This is a genomic window from Proteus sp. CA142267, from assembly GCF_003336825.1.
GTDB classification, from domain to species: domain Bacteria; phylum Pseudomonadota; class Gammaproteobacteria; order Enterobacterales; family Enterobacteriaceae; genus Proteus; species Proteus terrae.
In genome coordinates this window covers 621,824-641,871 of sequence record NZ_QPMG01000001.1, presented here as the reverse complement: position 1 = coordinate 641,871, position 20,048 = coordinate 621,824, and the positions used below count along the sequence as shown (strand labels likewise).

The following is a 20,048-nucleotide window of genomic DNA, read 5'->3' as shown; positions in this document are numbered from 1 at the left end:
TCTGTTTATTTTTTTATTTAAATGTAATAAGATTATTTCTCGTATATATATTTTAAAATGTTATATATGAAAAATAATTCAATTCGATTTTTCACATTAATTTTTTCGGTAATATGTCTTTTGTGTGAATATACGGTGCTACCACTAATGGACAATTTTTTAGCAATTTGGTGATTAGGTATTTCATTCATCCAATAATTAATTATTTTTTGTTCTTGTAAGCTAAAAATAGAACATAATGAATGTTTATAGGTTGGAAAGAAAACTTGGTAACGAGAAGTGAATAAAGATGTCTTTTCAAGCACCCAAGGAAGTATCTTCTTAGGAAGGATAAAACAGTTATTTGTCAACGCGATAGGTCTTTCTTTGTCTGGATAATTTGCATCAATATAAAGATAAAGTCGGCAACTTCTTGTTGAAATGAAAAAAAACTGCAAATGTGGACAATGTGCTATTTCTCGACAATATCTTGTAAGATCAATAAATATAATATCTGGCATTGAGTGATTAATATAATTATTTGCTTCTTGTATAGATGATATGTCAATTATTTCATGCCTTACATTTTTCTTCGAAAAATAATGTTTTATACCATTACGAGTAAAAAAACATTCATCAATAATTAATACTTTCACAAATAACTTCCTTGTTTGTAGCCGTTTTAATTTATTAAAATAAAGATAACCTCATTTTATGTCAATTCGGCTTATATGTTCTTTTTTTGAAGATATATCGAATAAAAAGGTTATGATTGTTTTTTCATTAAATGGAATTTGATTTGTTAATATAACTAATTATTTTTTATATCGTAAGGATTGGTTTGTATATGGATATAACCAATATGTGATGATGGGTTATTGAGAGGTAAAAATAAGAACAGGAGTACCAAGTACTCCTGCTTTGCGTTCGCTATCTTTTCTAGATCTTTTTATTAATGCTTGGTGTTGTCTGAAACAGAATCTTCAGATGATTCAATTTTATCAATACCAGCTTGAAGAATGTGAATCAACTGTTTAGCTATGTCTGTTGTGAGCCAAAGTGTCTTATCTACAACTGCGTTTTCTGGATGATGTTCGTTTTCAGGAAGATAATGTAAACGCAACATCATGGCATCGTAGATGTCAACAGTACTGATGTCCCAGCCTACAACAGGATGTGTCTGAATAACTTCATTTTTTCTACTCATAATACCTCCTAATCATACAACCGGTTTTGACTAAGAGAGAAGCTCCCACACAAAGTGGTTACTTTTCAGTATACGAGATTTATCGTGATTAAAAAGATAAATTTTTGCTATAACAAAAAAATGTGTGCTGGCTCTGATAAAAGAGTAATGCACCATTAACAGTCGAACAAATGTTATATGGTGCATTTTAGATAAATATCAAGGGGACGGATTAATCGACAGTGATATCCCAATGAATATTTTCATTTGCTAAGAAAGGAATAAGCGCTTCATTACCACAAAGGATTTGCGCTGGAGCCTCAACCGTTTTTTCAGTTAATGTGATTGTTCCTTCATTAACAGGTAAACCATAAAAACGAGGGCCATTTAAAGAACAGAAAGCTTCAAAGTGTTGTAATGCATTGAGTTCTTTAAATACGGTTGCGTAAGCTGCCAGTGCGGTTGGTGCATTAAATACTCCTGCACAACCACAAGATGATTCTTTGCGGTGTTGTAAGTGAGGTGCAGAATCTGTACCTAAGAAAAAGCGAGAATTTCCTGATGCAACAGCTTCTCTTAGTGCTTCTTGGTGAACGTTGCGTTTAAGAATAGGTAAGCAATATAGATGAGGTTTAACACCACCAACCAACATATGATTGCGGTTAAACATCAAATGTTGCGGAGTGATGGTGGCTCCGAGAAATTCATTTCCTTCTAACACATACTGAGCTGCTTCTTTAGTTGTAATGTGTTCAAAAACAATTTTTAGCTCAGGAAATTGCTTGCGTACAGGAGACATAACGCTATCAATAAAACGTGCTTCTCTATCAAAAATATCAATATTTGAAGCGGTTACTTCGCCGTGGATCAGCAACGGCATACCGATTTTTTCCATCACACTTAAGATAGGGTAAATCTTTGTGATATCTGATACGCCATGACTAGAGTTAGTTGTTGCATTTGCAGGATAAAGTTTACAAGCAGTAAAAACACCTTGTAAGAAACCTTGTTCGACTTCTGAAGGCAGTGTGCTATCTGTTAAATAGCAAGTCATTAACGGTTCGAAGTTATCTCCCGTAGGAATAGCCGCTTTGATGCGATCACGATAAGTGCGAGCAGCTTCAATCGTTGTAACTGGTGGAACAAGGTTTGGCATGACAATAGCTCTGCCAAAATAGCGACTGGTATAAGGAACAACAGTTTTTAGCATGTCATCATCACGAAAGTGAACATGCCAATCATCAGGACGGCGAATAGTGAGGGTGATAGGTTGTGCAGTGGTCATATACCGGCTCCGTGTGTCTTAGGAAAATCGAAAGATCAAGGATTGGATTGGACTAGATAGTCAAGCCGGAAACGAATGCTAATACGAAAACGATTAAATAGCTACCATTTAATCGTATTTTTTTATTATGTTTTTGGAATTATGTAAGGTGAAACAGAGAATAAAATCAAAAGGTTACGAGGGTGACACAAAGAGAAATGGCTCCTCCAACTGGACTCGAACCAGTGACATACGGATTAACAGTCCGCCGTTCTACCGACTGAACTATGGAGGAACATCATTAAGTGGCGTGTATCATATAGTGAGTGATTTGATATGTCAAAGGGCAATCGACGATATTTGTTTAAGTGCGTAGATAAACAACATATTGTGTATTTCTAAAACAGATAATCTAATAATGACGAGGCAAACATTTTTTTATGGTTATTTTCTCTACATTGAAGACTGAAAATAAAGATAAAAAATAAAGAGATAACGTATTCGAGACGACACTGAGATCTGAAAAATAAAAGGGAAGAAAAATAGGAATGGTATTGATAATAGAGAAGATTGAAAGCAAAAAGCCCGCACTATAATAGCGCGGGCCTTTCTAAATTTGGCTCCTCCAACTGGACTTGAACCAGTGACATACGGATTAACAGTCCGCCGTTCTACCGACTGAACTATGGAGGAAGCGAGTTCTCGTGAGAACGAGACGGATAATAGCGAGGGTGATGAAGTTTGTAAAGTAAAAAAAGTGAAATAATAGTTTAAGTGGTTAAAAAATAACTAATTTATAGTTTTTAAATCAAATAAGGTGGTTTTAAGTTTAAAAAATAGTCAGTGGGTGGTGTTGATTTAAATGATCCTATAAGAACGCACTCTTTTATTGATGACTTTGAGTTAACCTGGAATTGAAATAGCAGATGCATAAGATGGAAATGTAAAGAATACAAAGGAAATAAATAAGAAAATGAAGGAATAAAAATAGCTGATGAGTAGAAAGCAAAAAGCCCGCACTATAATAGCGCGGGCTTTTTTAAATTTGGCTCCTCCAACTGGACTTGAACCAGTGACATACGGATTAACAGTCCGCCGTTCTACCGACTGAACTATGGAGGAAGCGAGTTCTCGTGAGAACGAGGCGAATAATAGCTATCCTCGGTCACCTTGTAAAGTAAAAAAATGAAAAAAATAACCGTTTGCTCAAGAGTGCATCAGATTGTTTCTTTTTTGATAAAAATGTATAAAAAATAAATGGTTATCAGTAGAAATAATACTCGAAATTACATTTCTACTAGGTGAAATATGTTTTACCTTGGTAAGAAAAGATAAGGTGCTTTTTTAAAAGAAAGTTTTTCAAACTATTTAGTAATACAATCTGGCGAATTCACAGACTAAATTGAAGAATCAGAGGTTATGGATACTGCGAATTTATCTACACCGATAGTATTAGAGTTTGAGCATTTTAAAAGAACACTTCTTCTATATACAAAAGATAAAGAAGGGGGATGGGATACGGTTGTCTCTGGTCTAGCGTTATGTCGGTATAGTTCTATTACAGAATCAGAAGGCTGGATGTATGAACCAAGTTTGGCTATTGCTGCGCAAGGTGCAAAGCAGATAACAATAGGGGGAGAGACAAATTGCTATCGTCCTATGAATATGCTTTTAACATCATCAGAAATACCCACCTTTGCTAAAGTTTGTGAGGCTTCAAAAGAAACGCCTTTTTTAGCAATATTGCTAAAATTAGATCTCGCTCTATTACCTGAACTGTTAGCTGAAAATAAGTTTGAATTACTACAAGAAAATAACGAGATCCGAGCTCAACAAATTGTTCAAGTAACCGCACCAATTCTACAAGCAGTAACAAGGCTTATAAAACTAATAGATACACCCGAAGACGCACCGTTTATTGCTCCTTTGATCCAAAAAGAGATCCTTTATTACTTATTACGAGCAAACGATGGTGCACGTCAGCAACTACTAGCTTCGCAACATCCTCAGTGCCGGCAAATTAGTCATGCTCTTGATTGGATTAAACAATATTATCGCGAAACAATCCGGATTGAAGGTCTAACAACGTTAGTGGGTATGAGCACCTCTTCATTTCATTTTCACTTTAAAAATCGAACTGGCATGACACCATTGCAATATCAAAAATGGTTACGACTAAATGAAGCGAGAAGGATTATGCTAATTGAAAAGAGTGATGTTTCTGAAGCAGCATTTACTGTGGGTTATGAAAGTCCATCACAGTTTAGTCGTGAATATCAGCGACTATTCGGATTGTCGCCCCTAAAAGATATTCAACGATTAAAGGTCTCTGGATCAGAAGGGGGATCTTTGGATTATTAGGCAAGAATAATGGAGAAATGAGTTAAAGTAGTAATAGATAATTGCGTTACAGTCAGTTTATTAACTATGTGTATACAAAGGAGTTTGGACGTGACTAATGTTTTTATTATTAATGCCGCAAAAGAGTTTGATGGATCTGAAGGGAAGCTCAACGACCATTTGACGCAAGTTGCCACAGAATTATTGTCTTCACATCATATAAATGTGCAATCAACACGTATTGATGATGGCTATGATAATGATGAAGAAGTCGATAAATATTTATGGGCTGATGTCATCATTTATCAAATGCCTGCCTGGTGGATGGAAGGGCCTTGGATCTTAAAAAAATACATTGATGATGTATTTAGTGCTGGATACGGCAAAATGTTTATTGATGATGGCCGTACACGAAAAGATCCTTCGAAAAAATATGGTTCGGGGGGATTATTACAAGGCAAAAAATATCTTCTTTCTGTAACTTGGAATGCACCTTTTGAATCTTTTGAAGAGCAAGAACAGTTCTTTGAAGGAAAAGGGATTGATGCTGTCTATTTCCCATTCCATAAAGCGAATCAATTTTTAGGTATGGAAGGATTAAAAACCTTTGGAATGTTTGATGTGGTGAAACAACCACAAATTGAACAAGATATTAAAGCGTATAAAAAACACTTAGAACAAGAAATTGTTGGGATCGCTGATTAGATATTTATCTGGCTAGATATAAATTAGCTATCTATTAGTCAATCAAGATAACGATTTAGATTGGATTTAGGTAGCTGATTTAGATGGTGAAAGCTAAGAAAGCAAAAAGCCCGCACTATAATAGCGCGAGCTTTTCTAAATTTGGCTCCTCCAACTGGACTTGAACCAGTGACATACGGATTAACAGTCCGCCGTTCTACCGACTGAACTATGGAGGAAGCGAGTTCTCTAGAGAACGAGGCGCATAATAACGATGATATATCAGAGTGTCAACGTTAAAAGTGGATTAAACATCTGTTTGGTTGCTTTATCAACAAAGTGGCTAAATAATAGAAGTTATTCTCCGTGTTTTATATGTAACACGGAGAATAACTTAGGCTTGAGGGGATAATTGTGATGCTGCAATTGATTGTTGAACGGGATCAAATACCATCAAGTACACATCGTAAAAATGAATTTCTTGTTTTTTACTAATAATCTCACGAATGTCTTCTTTTATTTGTTGAGATATCGCTGGGTGCTGGTGGATCTCATTTATGGCTTCATCAGAGAGTTTTTCAAAGGTATACCATTCACCGTTATAGCAAACTCTCAAATCGAGAACACCAATATCTTCAAATTTATAGATAGGTTTAATATCAAATAACAAGATACCGGCCATAACTAAAAACATCACAGTAAACAGAACGAGTGAGATAACACCAAAGTAAGGTGAATAAATTAATAATGCAGCGAGTAATACATAAGAGAGAACCATGCTGATACATAACCAGATATGGTTTTTTAAAAATTGACTATTAAAATGTGGTTTCCCGTCTCTTTTTTCTGCTTTATTGATTCGGTCTAAATCACGCTCTAAGATTTCTTTTAATACATTCATTGTAAACACCTTAATAGATGAATGTTGCAAACTTGTTTCTTATTACTAGATTATCACGGGGACAAGATAAGCGGGTAGAACAGTTTTTTTTAAATCTGGCATTAACTGTTATTGTTAGGTCATTAAGAATATTCTTAGTTGTTGTTAATAATAGAGATAAAATATCAAATAAATTTTATGCACAGTGATAAAAATAGAGGAAGAATTGTATTTTTAATGTGCAATTCGCATTTTTTTAATCTTTAGACGCATAAAACTATTGCTATTAAACTTGTCTCATGCGTTAATGAGTAAGGCCTCAATACAGACCTGATTTATGATTGACATTCTAAGTTAATGAGTTTTAAACAGCATCGCTTTTTGACCGTTTTCTTCATGTGTGCCCATAAGTTATAGGTAGTTCAGGCCAGTAGATGCCGAGAAGGCAACGTTTTATTGATATATAGGAAAGTCACATGTCTGACAAAATGAAAGGTCAAGTTAAGTGGTTCAACGAGTCTAAAGGCTTTGGTTTTATTACTCCAGCAGACGGAAGCAAAGACGTATTCGTTCACTTTTCTGCCATTCAAGGTAACGGTTTCAAAACTCTGGCTGAAGGTCAGAACGTAGAATTCACAATTGAAAACGGTGCAAAAGGTCCAGCAGCTGCTAACGTAACAGCTCTGTAATTTAAAGCCTTTTAAAAATTTTCTTCAAGCCTGTCACCTTATGGTGGCAGGCTTTTTCTTTATGGGTAAAATAAAGAAAAAGAGAATGATAATATTTATCAGGAGAGAAAATGCAGGTTAATGATAGCGTTGTTGTGAAAACAGATGGTATTGACGATCGTGAAGGAACAATCCTACTTATTGAAGAATTTAACGAAGGTATAATGTATTTAGTATCACTTCCCGAGTATCCAAAAGGAATTTGGTTTTTTAATGAAAAAGAGGGCGGAGAAGGAACATTTGTTAGACCCATACAGCAAAAGTGACTTACGTTTAGGTACTGTTCATTTACAATTTTAAATCAGCTACTTATACTTTCGCCAAATTTTAGTTAGGAGAAAACACATTGGATACACAAAGTTGTAGGTTAATGATAAATCCATTAACTGAGAGTAATTTTATTCAAAATAATCGGTAGGCTGTTTTCTTCGCTGAAACTGCTTACCATTTTGGTGGGCAGTGCATTGTAATATTTCTTTCTTATATATTCCTATTCTGCACTTACCCAAATGATTTCCCTTATGCAACTAAAATACGAAGGGTAACTTCATGTGCTACATTTTTTTCTCTTTATTTCCTCCACCTAAGGCGATGAATTAATTTCAATACTCTGAACTATCAGAGCAAAGTTTTCATATCGATTTTAATCATCATGTAGAGGAAATAAACATGACGATGACGCCTTATATTTTAAATCTCATAATTGCAATGTGTCTTGGTGCTTTGATAGGCGCTGAACGTCAATGGCGACAAAGAATGGCAGGGTTAAGAACAAATGCTTTAGTTGCAACGGGTGCGGCTGTTTTTATTTTAAGTTCAATAGAAACTTCACCAGATAGTCCTGGCCGTATCGCAGCTCAAGTTGTTTCGGGGATTGGATTTCTTGGTGCTGGTGTGATCATGCGTGAAGGAATGAATATACGTGGGCTTAATACAGCTGCAACGCTTTGGTGTTCAGCAGGAATTGGCGTGTTATGTGGCTTAGGTTTATATCAATTAGCAACCATAGCCACACTTCTTATTCTTTGTGCGAATATTTTATTACGGGAAGCGGCTCAGCGGATAAACGCTCAGCCACAACATCAAGCGATAGACATTGAACAACGTTACTCAATACGAATTATTTGTCATGAAGAAGATGAGGTTTTAGTTAGAACCCTCATTTTACAAGCAATAAATGGACTACATGTTCGATTACAGTCTTTAAGTAGTGCTGATACATTGATGCCTAGCCAGTTGGAAGTTTGTGCTGAATTACTTGCAACACCTGTTGAGCAAAAAGAGATAGAGGCGATTGTTTGTAGAGTAAGTTTAGAGAAGAGTGTCAGTGCAATTAATTGGAAGATAGCGGCAGAGCATCCTGCTTAACGGATCTTTTGAAAATAATACCTTTCTAATCAAAGCTCCTTGTATTGAATATAGGGAGCTTTTTTGTCATCGAGATATTAACTAGATATCAACTTACAAAGTTATTCCAAAAAAGAATATGAGTATTGATAAAAGTTATAAAGAATATAACGTTGTAGTTTGTAAGTAATAGTTCTGTCATATTTCAAGCTGTTGTGTGGGTGATTACGCTTATTCGTATCAGTTACATACTTTTGTATGCTCTTAGTAAAGCATTCACTTTTGACTATCCAAACCTAAAATTATTCACATCATCAACATAATACTTAATTTAAGAACTAACTCCTCTGATGAGAATAATGAGAACTTAGTCATATATTACGTATTATTACTAGTATATATAGAAATAAAGTATTTTGTTTATGTAATTATTATTTCTGTAACTATTACTTTATGGAATAAAAAATGGAAAAATGTATTCAAAAAGAGCTAATTAAAATACGCAATAGGGTGGAATATATTCATTTTCGTTTTAATAAAAACAAACATTTTTACCTAAATTGATTAATACACAATTATTTGTATTGTGGTTAACCCGTATATAATGAGTTATGAATGAAAAATGTTGAACTGCGTTAGAGTATATTTGGCGTGATTTCTCATCTTTATTAATCTTACGTTTTAGATCAATTTGATTTATCTCTGTTTATTTTGTTTTTAATAAACAGGAAAAACTAAAATCAAGTAAGCGATTGCTACCCATGGTTTACTTATTAAATGAGGTACTTAGGAGTATTGTAGGACAAAAAGTCGTTATTAAGGGGCTTAGTGCAGTATAGAATCTTGGGTTGAAATCAATGTTTTCCATTGATTATATTGGATTTTTTTTTAATACCTAAATTATACTCTCAAATTATTTCAATGTATTTGGTGAAAATTTTATCAATATTTTCTATCGCATTTAATTTAAGTTTGATTTTTTGAGTAATGTTTTTAATTTAATCAAATTAGACCCTCAAAAAATGGAGAAGAATTCAGGAAAATGGTGAGTTTAGACCGCTACAGTAAAGCTGATGAATTGCTGTGGTATGTTGTTTGTAATCACTAATCAATAATGAATGAAAATCTTTTGAAAGATTGTAGGATTTTTTGTAAAAGCCATGTAGAAAAAATGATACCAATAAGTAATTTTATAATAAGCGTAGAAAAACCACACCACTCCTTTCATTCGATAAAATAATAATTTCAGAATTATATTGTTTATAACTTTGTCAAGGATGTAAATCTTACTTATTACAGAAGGAGAATTATCTTAGTATGAAATAGATGTGTCATTGGTATTTACTGTGAAAATATATATAAAGGATAATTGTGCCACTGACCTTTTTCGATTTACCAAAAAAGATAAAACCAAGTATAAGAGGAACGCTAATTTAAAAAATTGCCGGTATAAAAGGGGAGCAATCATTTCATGTTTGCTTACTAAAAAACGATGTAACTCATTTCAATAGAGCTGAAAGCAATACACAAAGTATTTGCATTCACAGCATGAATAATCTCAATTATTACTTTTGAAAAATACGGTTACAATATTTTTCAAAAGCTTCCCTTTCCAAAAATTTAGAACACTTTTGGGGTATAGAATACTAAGCATTGTTATTGGTTTTTAAGATTAATCTAATAAATGAGATATGGGTCTTGATTATTTAGATACATCAATATTTTTATTAAGCTTTGATAGAGAGGAAAAGTCTTTTGAAACTCGAAATTACTCATAAAAAGGGTAATAAAATGAGTCAAATTAGTGGTTAGAATAGAAGAATATTTAGAGATATATTTTATCGTTTTAAGTAAAGATATATCGATATTTAAATCTTTATACTCTTCTAAACCCATCAACATCAACTTTTGTTAAGTAATGGTGTTGTTACGTGTCAGCACTTTTTGTTCTGTAATGTCTTGAGACTTGTGCTAACTAGGTTGAAAAAAAGAAGCTAACCGAATGATAAGAGGAAAAGTGAAACAATACTCATCATTTGTAAGAGCAAAACAAATTGCTATTAAGAGCTGTTTTGGGGGTAAAAAGTAACATTTGATATTTTTTATTTCTAGGTAATGCCAATAGAATAATCAATAAGATGTTATTTTGATCATATTTGTTTTTTTGTCTTTACATTGAAAAAGCTGATGTGTACAAGTGTTAACCTTGGGTTGTCATATTTGTCATTACAGCCATTTATTGTACAGAGGTAATGCTGATAACAGGAAAAACAGAATTTATATTTTGTCTTATTATTTTATGAATTAATTACTTTGTATTGGATAATTTGAGGTCTTTTTTTTATGGAATTGAAATTTATATTTCAAAAAAATGTCTTTTTTTATAATAAAAGAGGTGAGATTATATAAAACATGATTAATGGATCTGTTTTTTTCTTTATGTTTTTTTACTGATTTTTATATTTTTAATTAATTGTAGATTATTTAATTAATATATATATCTATACAGTAAAAATAAGACACTTTTAATTTTATTTTTCATTTTAATAAAATATGGCTTTATTTTATAAAAAGATGATTGTTTTTTTAAATTTAACTTAAGTTAAATATTATATTATTTTTATATTCAATTTTAAATTGATAATTAAATTGCAGGTGTTTTTTATTTAATTAAATAAAAAACATTTTTTTGATTTTATATTAAACTCGTGGCATTTTTAAATTCTCATTGTTCATAATATATACTGCTATTCATAAATAAAACTTATTTGTATGTGGATATTATTTCTCTGTGACTAATTTACAGCCAATAAAACTCTTATTAAGAGTTCTGTAATTTAAGTGTTAAATAGTACTTAATAAGTATTAGTTAAATTGTATTATTACAATTGAAACTTTAATAACGTGGAAATAAATATTCAATGATTTAAGGGTGAAGATGCATAACTAAGAATTTAATTTTATATGACTTATCGTTCTGCCTAATAAATCAACTGCAATATCATGTTGATTTTAAAGAATAATTTCAATTGTGAAATAATAAAAAAATTTAGGATAACTATAAATAATTAGAATAGGTTATTTTTCAAACAAATTGTAAATAAAAAGTGATCATTTCTGAAGGTTTACGTAAATGATGAAAAAAATAATATCTATAGAAATATTTATTAAAATTGGGAAGCCTGTTTAGATAAAGATGAGGAGGAGATATATCAATATATGTTACTGTGATCAAAAAAATCTTCAATTGTGGATTTGTCAAATTTTTATGCTGTATTTTTAGGTTTATAAGTTTAATAGATCGTATAAAATAAAAAATTATCATTAATATTTTAATTTGGGTAGATTAGCTTATTAATTTACACCTAGTTTTATTACTTTTATCACTTGAATAGTTAATGAACTAATTCCATAATAATGATTATCTTTTTGTGATGTGACTCACATAGTATTTAAATTAGACTACTTTATCCGTTGAATAACTTAATCGTTAAGGAGTAAAGTTGTCGCGTTAGGATTATTCTTAACGAGCTATATTGGCGAGCATTTAAAGTTTACTTTTAATTTAAATGTTTTTTTCGCTACTTTTGAAAATGACCGTAACTAAGTAATACAAGGTAGTGTTACTACGTGTCATGTTCATAAAATGGGGCCTGGAAATTTAATATTACATTTATATTAATTTCCTCGGGATCTTTCATTAGGAAGATCCTCTTTGTTCAATATAATCGGACGGGATGTAAAGAGATGAGTACGGTTGAATTGCTTAAGCATATTTATGACATAAATTTATCGTATTTGCTTTTGGCGCAAAGGTTAATTAACCAAGAAAAGGCTTCCGCAATGTTTCGGCTTGGGATTAGTGACGCTATGGCGGATGCACTGGCAGAGCTTACATTGCCTCAATTGGTTAAGTTGGCTGAAACAAACCAACTAATCTGTAATTTCCGGTTTGAAGACAGCGAAACAATAGAACAACTCACTAAAGAATCTAGAGTGGATGATTTGCAACAAATCCATACTGGCATTCTTCTTTCTTCTAACTTGTTTCGTCAGTTATCGGAACAAGATACTACTGCGACAAAGAAACGGGCATAACAATGAGTGAGAAAAGTATCGTCCGAGAAGCGAAGGATATTCGCTTAGCAATGGAATTAATCACCTTGGGTGCCCGCTTACAAATGCTTGAAAGTGAAACTCAATTAAGTCGGGGGCGTTTAATTAAATTATACAAAGAATTAAGAGGGAGCCCCCCTCCAAAAGGAATGCTGCCATTTTCAACGGATTGGTTTATGACATGGGAACAAAATATCCATTCCTCAATGTTTTATAACGCATATCGCTTTTTATTAAAAAATGGCGGTTGTGTTGGCGTTGAGGCTGTTGTTAAAGCTTATCGTTTATACTTAGAGCAATGTCCGCCTGTTAAAGATCAAGAACCTATTTTAGCACTAACAAGAGCATGGACATTAGTACGCTTTGTTGAAAGTGGCATGTTGCAACTTTCCGTTTGTACCAAATGTAATGGTTCATTTATTACACACGCACACCAGCCAGCTAGCAATTATGTTTGTAGTCTTTGCCAGCCACCTTCTCGCGCAATAAAAAAACGTAAACTTTCCGCCAATCCTGCCGATATTAACTTACAACTGTTGGATGGTCTTGAACAGTTTGCAATGTGATTCGAGATTGAAAGTTAAATATCAGGTTATAGAGCTTAGTTATCTATAACCTGAGCCGTTTCCTCTCCCCCTCCTATCTCTTGCTGCTATGTTCGCCATTCTCTCTATAACGAAATTAGCTAAAGGGATATCGCGTGTTAGTACTCTTAGGATATATCGTGGTTATGAGCGCCGTCATCGGGGGATATCTTCTCGTCGGTGGTAGTTTAGGCGCCTTGTACCAGCCAGCCGAATTTATAATCATCTTTGGTGCCGGTATCGGTGCTTTTATTGTGGGTAATAATGGTAGAGCAATTGTATCGACAATGAAGATCCTACCGAAATTACTTCGTAGTACAAATTACAATAAAGCGATGTACATGGATTTAATGGCACTCATGTTTCGTTTATTGTCAAAAGCTCGTCAAAACGGGATGTTGGCATTAGAGAGAGATATCGAAAATCCACAACAAAGTGACATTTTTTCCCAATATCCTCGCATTATGAAAGATGTATATATGCTCAGTTTTATTACTGACTATATGCGCCTGATGGTGACAGGGAATATGAATCCTTATGAAATTGAATCTCTGATGGATGAAGAGATTGCAACTTTTGAGGAAGAAAGCGAAGTGCCTGCAACAGGTTTATCGGCGATGGGGGATTCATTACCTGCGTTCGGTATTGTTGCTGCGGTTATGGGTGTTGTTAATGCGTTAGGTGCTGCGGATAGACCTGCTGGCGAAATGGGCGTATTAATTGGACACGCAATGGTTGGTACTTTCTTAGGTATTTTATTAGCTTATGGCTTTATTTCACCATTAGCTTCTAGACTCAGACAGCGCTCTAGTCAGCAAATGAAAATGATGGAGTGCATCAAAACAACATTGTTATCTAGCATGAATGGATATGCGCCACAGATAGCTGTTGAATTTGGACGTAAAACCCTCTTTCTGGCAGACAGACCTTCTTTTATTGAGTTGGAAGAACATGTACGTCAGGTACGGACACCAATGCAGGCAAATCCTGATGCAATGAAAGAAGAGTAATTATGAAGAGTAATTCACAAATCATTCGAGTTAAAAAGCGAGGAAGAAAGCAACATAACGCTCATGGCGGTGCATGGAAGATAGCTTATGCTGACTTTATGACTGCAATGATGGCTTTCTTTCTGGTGATGTGGTTACTTTCAATCTCTAGCCCGCAAGAATTAACTCGTGTAGCAGAATACTTTCGTACGCCATTAAAAGTTGCTATTGAAAAAGGGCGATTTAGTGGGGATGCAACCAATCCTATTCCTGGAGGCGGGCGTGATCCTGTTTATAACGAAGGTGATATTTTGCCAAAAGGCCAGGAAGATAAACAGCTCAATGAAAAACAACAATTCCGCCGATTAAAAGAGAATTTAGAACAAGTCATTTTAAATGATCCTAGATTAAAAGATCTGAAGCCTCATTTATTAATCGACATGATGGATGAAGGTTTACGCATCCAAATTATCGATAAAGCCAATCGACCTATGTTTAGAGTCGGTAGTGCTACCGTTGAACCTTATATGAAGGATATTTTGACGGCAATTGCACCTATTTTAAATGACACGCCATACAAAATTAGTTTATCGGGTCATACCGATGATATTCCTTATGCAAGTGGCGCTTTTAAATACAGTAACTGGGAACTATCAACGGATCGCGCGAATGCCTCTCGTCGAGAGTTAATTGGTGCTGGCTTAGGTGAATGGAAAGTGTTGCGTGTTGTGGGTATGGCATCAACAGTTCATTTAGTTAAAGAGGATGGTTTTGCACCTGCTAACCGACGGATCAGTATTCTGGTCTTAACGAAGCAAGCAGAACAAAAAATTGTACAAGAAAATGAGCGGGTTGCACCGACAGTAACTGAGGCTTCAGAAATTGAACCTCTACTTTCAGGGCAAGAAACCCCACAAGAAAAAGCAGAAAATACACAGACGGGTTCGTCTGTGTATTCTGCATCTGAGCTTCCCGAATCAAAAAAGGAAAATGTTGAAACAGGAGTTTCTGGGGAAAGTTTGCCATCACAATCGACAAATATTACTACAAAGCAGGGAACAGCCCCCTAATTTGTTGGTAATCGCGTAAAGGTGAATGAGTAACGATGGATATTACTGAGTTTTATCAAACATTTTTTGATGAAGCAGATGAGTTGTTAGCTGATATGGAACAGCATTTGCTGTTACTTGATCCTGCAAATCCAGATCAAGAACAGATGAATGCGATTTTCCGTAGTGCGCACTCCATAAAAGGAGGAGCTGCAACATTTGGCTTCGTTAAACTTCAACAGACCACTCATGTGCTTGAAAACTTGCTCGACAGTGCAAGACGTCATGAGATGGCGCTCACCGACGACATTATTAACCTGTTTCTGGAAGCGAAAGATATTATGCAACAGCAATTGGATGCACATAAAAACTCACAAGAACCTGATGAGGAAACATTTAACTATATTTGTGAGAAGTTGCGTCAGCTGGCTCTCGATGTAAAAGAAGAACAATCCGCTCCTCAAGTTGAGGTTGGTGCTGGATCTGAAGCTTCAGACTCACAAGTGACAATGACTGAAACTTCTGTTTTGTCATCTGACTCTGAAAGTATGCAAAGTGAAGCCACAGAAACCATGGTCGAAGTAACATCGACAATGGCGGCTGATGGACATTATTACCATCATATTATTTTGTCTGATCTTAAAGAGACAGATATTGATTTAATGCTTGATGAATTAAAACACCTTGGTGAAGTTAGCCAAGTTGAAAAACAGCATCATGGTCTTGAAGCAATATTAAAAACCACTGCAACAGAAGAAGATATCAGCGCTGTACTTTGTTTTGTGATTGAACCTGAACAAATCTCGTTTAAAAAAGTGGCTGTTGCAGAAAAAACACCAAAAGAAAACACAGTTACAGAAGAAAGTACAACATCTGTTGATGATGTTCATGTTGAAAGCCAAGTAGAACAAACTACATCTGCACAAAAACCAGTTGCTGGAAAAGTGACGCCATCGGCAGAACCCGCTAAAGCACCAGTGGCATCGGCTACATCAGCGAAAAGACCTGTTGCGGCAGCTGCACCAAAAACAGAATCAAGCAGTATTCGTGTTGCAGTTGAAAAAGTTGACCAATTAATCAACTTAGTTGGTGAACTGGTTATCACACAGTCAATGTTGGCACAGCACAGTGGTAGCCTTGAGCCTGCAATATATAGTGATTTACTAAGTTGTATTGCTCAGTTACAGCGTAATTCTCGTGATTTGCAAGAATCTGTTATGTCAATTCGTATGATGCCGATGGAATATGTTTTCAGTCGTTTCCCTCGAGTTGTGCGTGATGTTGCAGGTAAAATGAATAAAAAAGTTGAGCTAAACATGATTGGTAGCTCAACAGAACTGGATAAAAGCTTAATTGAAAAAATTATCGATCCTTTAACTCACTTAGTTCGTAACAGTCTTGATCATGGTATTGAAATGCCAGCCGATCGTGTTGCAGCGGGTAAACCGGAAGCGGGGCAATTAACCCTGTCTGCGGAACATCAAGGCGGTAATATTTGTATTGAAGTGACTGATGATGGTGCTGGATTAAACCGTGAACGTATTTTGAAAAAAGCGATTTCCTCTGGGCTTGCAGTTTCTGAAAATATGAGCAACGAAGAAATTGCTATGCTGATTTTTGCACCTGGTTTCTCTACTGCAGAAGTCGTCACGGATGTTTCTGGTCGTGGTGTGGGTATGGATGTTGTAAAACGAAATATCCAAGAGATGGGCGGTCAAATTCAAATCAGTTTTGAAGTGGGTAAAGGAACGCGCATTCGTATTTTACTTCCACTGACATTAGCAATTTTAGATGGTATGTCTGTTAAAGTTCATGACGAAGTCTTTATTTTACCATTAGGAACGGTAGTCAGTTCTTTACAACCAGAAGAAGATGATATTTATCCATTGGCTGGTGATGAGAAATTATTGCAGGTCAGAGGAGAATATTTACCACTGATTGAACTGCATCGTACTTTTAATATTGAAGGTGCTCAAACCGATATTACCCAAGCAATTGCGGTAATTGTTCAAAGCGCCGGACGTCGTTATGCTTTATTGGTAGATCAATTAGTTGGTCAGCATCAAGTTGTTGTTAAAAATATAGAAAGCAATTACCGAAAAGTACCTGGAATATCTGCTGCAACAATTATGGGCGATGGTAGTGTGGCTTTAATTCTTGATGTACCAGAATTGCAACGTTTAAGTCATACACAAATGACAAATAAGAAAAAGAATACAACTGCAAGCGCAGTCATTTAATAGTGAGGATAAAATAAGATTATGGCTTCGGAACATTTCGAGAAATTATCCGGTGAAACTGTTGGACAAGGATTTCTAATTTTTACGCTGGGCGATGAAGAATATGGAATTGATATTTTAAAAGTCCAAGAAATTCGTGGATATGATCAAGTTACACGTATTGCTAATTCACCTAGCTTTATTAAAGGTGTAACTAATTTACGGGGCGTTATTGTTCCGATAGTTGATCTGCGTATTAAATTTTCACAAGAAAGTGTAACTTATAATGACAATACTGTTGTTATTGTGGTTAACTTATTAAATCGAATTGTGGGAATTGTTGTTGATGGCGTTTCTGATGTTCTTACGCTAAAGCCAGAGCAAATCTGCCCTGCGCCAGAGTTTGCAGTCACAATGTCTACTGAGTATTTAACAGGTTTAGGTACTTTAGATGAAAGAATGCTTATTCTTGTTGATATTGAAAAATTACTCAACAGTGAAGAAATGGAATTAGTCGATAGCGCAACAATTCAAGCTAAATAAGTTTTTATTTTTTAAAAAATAATCTAAATACTGTTCCGGTAATTTTGCCGGAATAGCTATTTCTATCTTTTTTATTTTATTAGCGAGTGCTAAAGCATCAAATTAACTTTAAGTAAAATTAAAAGATAAAAAAGAACTAATAATTTTAGTTAAGTTCTATTTTATTATTTATTAACTTATAAGTAGCTATCACCTAGCTGTAATATTTTTCTACTGACGGAAATAACTTTAAAGTTTTTTATACTTATAATTTTAATTAAAAACAGTATTACCACCGCTTTCTAATGGGGCAAAAGCGTGACTAAGACGAAATGAAACCTATAAAGTTTCTCTTAAGTCTGCCGATAACTTGCTCATTACCGTTTATTATAAAAAGGGAAACTATGTTTAGCCGAATGAAAATAGTGACTGGATTATTATCCATTCTTCTGTTGTTTGGTGTTTTGCAATTTATCTCAGGGGGCGTTTTTTACTCAAATATCGTTGAGACAAGAAGCGACCTTAATAAAACACTGACAATACAAGATCAACGTGAGCGCCTAGATGAAAGCTGGGCTAACTTACTGCAAGCTCGTAATAACATTAACCGCGCCGCGATTAGTTTTTTATTACAAGATAAAAATCTTAATGTAGATGATTCTCTATCTGTTGACTATCTAACGGGTCTTGCTCGTAAAAATATGTCTCGTGCAGATGAGAAATTTAAAGAATTTGAACAGAATATTACTGCTTATCAAGTTCACTCAGAAGATAATGTTCGTAGCCTAAAAGGGCGTTTTATCGAATATTACTCTGCATTAAATCAACTGGAAATTTTACTTCAAGATAAAAACTTAAAAGATTTTTTTGAGCAACCAACTACGGGTTATCAAGACGCTTTTTATAAAGAATATCTTGCATATGTCATGCGTAATGAGAAATTTAACGAAGAGTTAAATGTGGCACTAGAGGCCTCTCACCAACGTACTGTCATTACTATGGTTGTATTAGCCATTATCGTGATCTCGGCATTAATTCTATGCTGGTTTGCATTACGTAATGCCTTAATTAGACCATTAAATTCACTTCTATTAAGTATCAAAACCTTCTCTGAAGGTGATTTACGTCCAAATATCGAAGTGAATGGTCGCAATGAAATGAGCTTGTTAGCAAATGGGTTAAAGCATATGCAACAAGAACTTATTCAAACCGTTCGTGGTGTCTATCAAAGTACGGAAAACATTTATAACAGCACAAGTGAGATTGCTGCTGGAAATAATGATTTATCTGCTCGTACAGAAGAGCAAGTGGCTTCGTTAGAAGAAACTGCTGCAAGTATGGAACAGTTAACGGCGACCGTAAAACAGAACGCAGACAATGCTCGTCAAGCAAGTAACCTTGCTAATGACGCCTCAGATATTGCCCGCCAAGGCGGAAAAGTTGTTGCTAATGTGGTGCAAACGATGCACGACATAGCCGGAAGTTCTCAGAAAATCACCGATATCACAGCCGTTATCGATGGCATTGCATTCCAGACCAATATTTTGGCACTGAATGCGGCTGTTGAAGCAGCAAGAGCCGGTGAGCATGGTCGCGGATTTGCGGTAGTTGCCGGTGAAGTTCGTAACCTTGCACAGAGAAGTGCAGAAGCTGCTAAAGAAATAAAAACACTGATTGAAGATTCTGTAAGTCGTACTGAAACGGGTTCTGTACTCGTTGAAAGTGCGGGTGAAACGATGACACGTATCGTAGATTCAGTAACGCGTGTTACTGACATCATGGGCGAAATCGCTTCTGCATCAGATGAGCAAAGCCGAGGTATTTCACAAGTTGGCCTTGCAGTTTCTGAAATGGATCGCGTCACTCAGCAAAACGCCTCTTTAGTAGAACAATCTGCAGCCGCTGCTGCTGGTCTTGAAGATCAAGCAGTTGCATTAACCCGCTTAGTTTCAATCTTCAAATTACCGGGTCAGGAAGAAAAAACGCTAGAAAGAAAGGAATCGGATGCAACCCCTGTAGTTAAAGCCGCTGCTCCACTTATAAAACCAGGAACCTCAGAAAAGAAAAAGAGCAGCAGTGTTGAAGATCCCGCTAACTGGGAAACTTTCTAACAACAACAAGTGGCTGACAAGCGGTGGCTTTTAACCACCGCTTTAAACGA

16 protein-coding genes and 4 tRNA genes are annotated in these 20,048 nt (G+C 35.0%); 12 read left to right on the top strand and 8 right to left on the bottom strand.

Translation table 11 applies throughout. The annotated features are described in order from the left end of the window. Window positions 1–32 precede the first annotated feature (32 nt). The 6 genes from C0T34_RS03000 to C0T34_RS02975 form a co-directional block, all read right to left on the bottom strand. The gene (locus C0T34_RS03000) at window positions 33–635 is read right to left on the bottom strand and encodes a LuxR C-terminal-related transcriptional regulator (RefSeq protein ID WP_109849671.1); all 603 of its coding nucleotides are present in this window, start codon (window positions 633–635) and stop codon (window positions 33–35) included. Window positions 636–931: 296 nt separating this feature from the next. Next, window positions 932–1,186 (bottom strand): biofilm formation regulator BssS, encoded by a 255-nt coding sequence (gene bssS / locus C0T34_RS02995; RefSeq protein WP_064720401.1) that lies wholly within the window; start codon window positions 1,184–1,186, stop codon window positions 932–934. 211 nt (window positions 1,187–1,397) lie between these two features. Then, on the bottom strand, window positions 1,398–2,450 hold the full coding sequence (gene pyrC / locus C0T34_RS02990) for a dihydroorotase (RefSeq protein WP_098942408.1): 1,053 nt from the start codon (window positions 2,448–2,450) through the stop codon (window positions 1,398–1,400). A 198-nt stretch (window positions 2,451–2,648) separates the two neighbouring features. Then, a tRNA-Asn gene (locus C0T34_RS02985) sits at window positions 2,649–2,724 on the bottom strand. A 322-nt stretch (window positions 2,725–3,046) separates the two neighbouring features. After that, window positions 3,047–3,122, bottom strand: a tRNA-Asn gene (locus tag C0T34_RS02980). A 353-nt stretch (window positions 3,123–3,475) separates the two neighbouring features. After that, window positions 3,476–3,551: transfer RNA gene (locus C0T34_RS02975), tRNA-Asn, on the bottom strand. Window positions 3,552–3,848: 297 nt separating this feature from the next. On the opposite strand from C0T34_RS02975, the gene C0T34_RS02970 reads away from it, so the two are divergent. Beyond that, window positions 3,849–4,790 carry an AraC family transcriptional regulator gene (locus C0T34_RS02970; protein ID WP_098942409.1) on the top strand — a complete coding sequence of 314 codons (942 nt, stop codon included), beginning with the start codon at window positions 3,849–3,851 and terminating at the stop codon, window positions 4,788–4,790. 90 nt (window positions 4,791–4,880) lie between these two features. Then, window positions 4,881–5,474 carry an NAD(P)H-dependent oxidoreductase gene (locus C0T34_RS02965; protein WP_098942410.1) on the top strand — a complete coding sequence of 198 codons (594 nt, stop codon included), beginning with the start codon at window positions 4,881–4,883 and terminating at the stop codon, window positions 5,472–5,474. Between the two features lie 142 nt (window positions 5,475–5,616). Here the strand turns inward: C0T34_RS02965 and C0T34_RS02960 are convergent. Both C0T34_RS02960 and C0T34_RS02955 read right to left on the bottom strand, forming a co-directional pair. Further along, a tRNA-Asn gene (locus C0T34_RS02960) sits at window positions 5,617–5,692 on the bottom strand. 155 nt (window positions 5,693–5,847) lie between these two features. After that, window positions 5,848–6,354 (bottom strand): YlaC family protein, encoded by a 507-nt coding sequence (locus tag C0T34_RS02955; protein WP_098942411.1) that lies wholly within the window; start codon window positions 6,352–6,354, stop codon window positions 5,848–5,850. Between the two features lie 455 nt (window positions 6,355–6,809). On the opposite strand from C0T34_RS02955, the gene cspE reads away from it, so the two are divergent. The 10 genes from cspE (at window position 6,810) to C0T34_RS02905 (ending at window position 19,998) form a co-directional block, all read left to right on the top strand. Beyond that, window positions 6,810–7,022 carry a transcription antiterminator/RNA stability regulator CspE gene (gene cspE, locus C0T34_RS02950; protein WP_004243573.1) on the top strand — a complete coding sequence of 71 codons (213 nt, stop codon included), beginning with the start codon at window positions 6,810–6,812 and terminating at the stop codon, window positions 7,020–7,022. 110 nt (window positions 7,023–7,132) lie between these two features. Next, on the top strand, window positions 7,133–7,327 hold the full coding sequence (dsrB, locus tag C0T34_RS02945; protein WP_075673852.1) for a protein DsrB: 195 nt from the start codon (window positions 7,133–7,135) through the stop codon (window positions 7,325–7,327). 403 nt (window positions 7,328–7,730) lie between these two features. Then, window positions 7,731–8,429, top strand: a complete 699-nt coding sequence (locus tag C0T34_RS02940) for an MgtC family protein (protein ID WP_088495205.1) — start codon at window positions 7,731–7,733, stop codon at window positions 8,427–8,429. A 3,726-nt stretch (window positions 8,430–12,155) separates the two neighbouring features. Further along, window positions 12,156–12,506, top strand: a complete 351-nt coding sequence (gene flhD / locus C0T34_RS02935; RefSeq protein WP_072063484.1) for a flagellar transcriptional regulator FlhD — start codon at window positions 12,156–12,158, stop codon at window positions 12,504–12,506. 2 nt (window positions 12,507–12,508) lie between these two features. Next, window positions 12,509–13,090 carry a flagellar transcriptional regulator FlhC gene (gene flhC, locus C0T34_RS02930; RefSeq protein ID WP_006533207.1) on the top strand — a complete coding sequence of 194 codons (582 nt, stop codon included), beginning with the start codon at window positions 12,509–12,511 and terminating at the stop codon, window positions 13,088–13,090. A gap of 134 nt (window positions 13,091–13,224) precedes the next feature. After that, the gene (gene motA / locus C0T34_RS02925; RefSeq protein WP_036935706.1) at window positions 13,225–14,118 is read left to right on the top strand and encodes a flagellar motor stator protein MotA; all 894 of its coding nucleotides are present in this window, start codon (window positions 13,225–13,227) and stop codon (window positions 14,116–14,118) included. Between the two features lie 2 nt (window positions 14,119–14,120). Further along, window positions 14,121–15,167 carry a flagellar motor protein MotB gene (gene motB / locus C0T34_RS02920; RefSeq protein ID WP_098942412.1) on the top strand — a complete coding sequence of 349 codons (1,047 nt, stop codon included), beginning with the start codon at window positions 14,121–14,123 and terminating at the stop codon, window positions 15,165–15,167. A gap of 35 nt (window positions 15,168–15,202) precedes the next feature. Further along, window positions 15,203–17,386 carry a chemotaxis protein CheA gene (cheA, locus tag C0T34_RS02915; RefSeq protein ID WP_098942413.1) on the top strand — a complete coding sequence of 728 codons (2,184 nt, stop codon included), beginning with the start codon at window positions 15,203–15,205 and terminating at the stop codon, window positions 17,384–17,386. Between the two features lie 21 nt (window positions 17,387–17,407). Continuing rightward, window positions 17,408–17,908: a chemotaxis protein CheW gene (gene cheW, locus C0T34_RS02910; RefSeq protein ID WP_023581802.1), complete on the top strand. Its 501-nt coding sequence runs from the start codon at window positions 17,408–17,410 to the stop codon at window positions 17,906–17,908. Between the two features lie 383 nt (window positions 17,909–18,291). Beyond that, window positions 18,292–19,998 carry a methyl-accepting chemotaxis protein gene (locus C0T34_RS02905; protein WP_098942414.1) on the top strand — a complete coding sequence of 569 codons (1,707 nt, stop codon included), beginning with the start codon at window positions 18,292–18,294 and terminating at the stop codon, window positions 19,996–19,998. The last annotated feature ends 50 nt before the right edge of the window (window positions 19,999–20,048 follow it).